The 1745-nt window shown below is 49.7% G+C and carries 2 protein-coding genes; both read right to left on the bottom strand.

Features of this window, described 5'->3' with window-relative positions; genetic code table 11:
• Positions 1 to 254, bottom strand: a 254-nt coding sequence (locus tag QUA97_RS28155; protein WP_333196751.1) for a helix-turn-helix domain-containing protein, incomplete at its 3' end; no start/stop codon positions are given.
• A gap of 231 nt (positions 255 to 485) precedes the next feature.
• The coding region (locus QUA97_RS28150) for an endonuclease MutS2 (RefSeq protein WP_333197608.1) at positions 486 to 1745 on the bottom strand (1260 nt) is incomplete at its 5' end.

The raw sequence follows: 1745 nt of genomic DNA, 5'->3' as shown, positions 1-1745 counted from the left end.
AGGTGTCTCAAGCCCTGCTGCAAGGGAACGCTACTAACGTCATTAAGGAAATCAAGATCCTCTTGTTTTTTCCATGCAGTCAACAAACTAGAGGTTTCGGTGTAGCCAACTCGCTCTTGCCGTTCGTACCATGCCTCAGTTCTGGCCCAGAGAGCGCGGTTGTAGACCAATCGAGTACAGCCCAAGGTTCTCCGAAGCAAGGTTTCTTGCTCCGGAGTCGGATAGAAGCGGTACTTGAAAGCTTTTTGTGTCATGCTTGCATTTTAGCACTTACTTTGTGAGCAAACCTGAAGATATTGTAAAGCCGTTTTCAAAGGACGGGGTTTTTACCCAAATTTCTGATAACTCGTTGTTTTGATTCCGGCAGTTCTATTGTTTGACGAATTTTGCTAGTCGAAGGTTGCGGTTGCCAGTTCGATCGAGCGCAACCCCAAAAACCCATAAATTTTCACCCCCAACCATCCTACGCCGCAAAGTGACCGAAATCAATGTAAATAAGCGATCGTCACGCCTCCACCTCCTTCTTTTTGACTGGCGAGCTCGAAGCGGGAAACCTGCGGGTGAGTAGCGAGGAATTCGTGCACCCCGCGCCGCAACTGTCCCGTACCTTTGCCGTGAATTATCCACAAAACTCCGTATTCCACGGCTTTGGAAAGTGCTCTGTCGATTTCGATTTCCGCGTCGGAGACTCTCGCACCCCGGAGGTCGATCGAATTATTAGCAGTGCGAATGGCAATTTCGGGATTGGGTTTTGCAGGTTCCGCCGCTGCTTGCTTGGCTTTAGCCGTAGCGATTGCTTGGGCTTGGGCTGCTACCTTGGCTAATTGAGCTTTAGTTTCCGGTTTTTGACCGTCGAGGGATTCAATTTCTCCCAGTTTCACAGTCATTTTCATAATCCCAAACCGCACGCTCAATTCTTCGTTAGCATCGGGGCCGCTGAGGACTTCGGCGGTTTGACCGAGGCTGGGTATGCGGATGCGATCGCCCGTTTTTGGCATAAAACCCGGTTTTGGTTTCGCCGGTTGTTGCCGAGATGGCAGGTGTTTTTGGGAAATTTGATTTAAGGTATCTGTCGCCACCTGGGCATTTTGAGCCGTTTTATCGCCCGACTGCAAGCGCCGGATGATTTGAGCAATTTCTGATTTTGCCGACCCTATCGCCTCATTTACCGCCACTTCCTGAGCTATTTTTAGTTCTCGCTCCCGCTCTTGCAAAGCCGCTGCTTTTTGAGAAACTTCTTTGTGCAGTTTTTCGGTTTGGTGCAGCAGTTGAGTTGCTTCTCTGGCCTTGGTTTCCTGTTTGCGGCGCTGGGCTTCGAGTCCCGCAATCACTTGATTGACATCGGCAGAAGCTCCGCCGACATAGGTTTGAGCTCGATCGACTATGGATGCTAGCAAACCGAGTCTTTTGGCAATGGTGAGGGCGTTGGAACGTCCGGGAATTCCCCACAGCAAGCGATAGGTTGGCTGCATGGAATTGTCGTCAAATTCTACTGAGGCATTTTCAAAGCGGGAGTCTTGATATTTGAGGGCTTTGAGTTCGCCAAAGTGGGTGGTTGCAACTGTTAATAGGGAATGTTGGGCGAGATATTGCAATAGGGCGATCGCCAATGCACTGCCTTCTGAGGGGTCTGTCCCCGCTCCTACTTCGTCTAGCAAAACTAAAGATTTGGGAATTGGGAATTGGGAATTGGGAATTGGGAATTGGGAATTGGGAATTGGGAATTGGGAATTGGGAATTGGGAA

The organism is Microcoleus sp. CZ3-B2 (genome assembly GCF_036705055.1).
Classification (GTDB): Bacteria; Cyanobacteriota; Cyanobacteriia; order Cyanobacteriales; family Microcoleaceae; genus Microcoleus.
The sequence above is the reverse complement of the archived record's forward strand: the minus strand, read 5'-3'. Positions and strand labels throughout refer to the sequence as shown.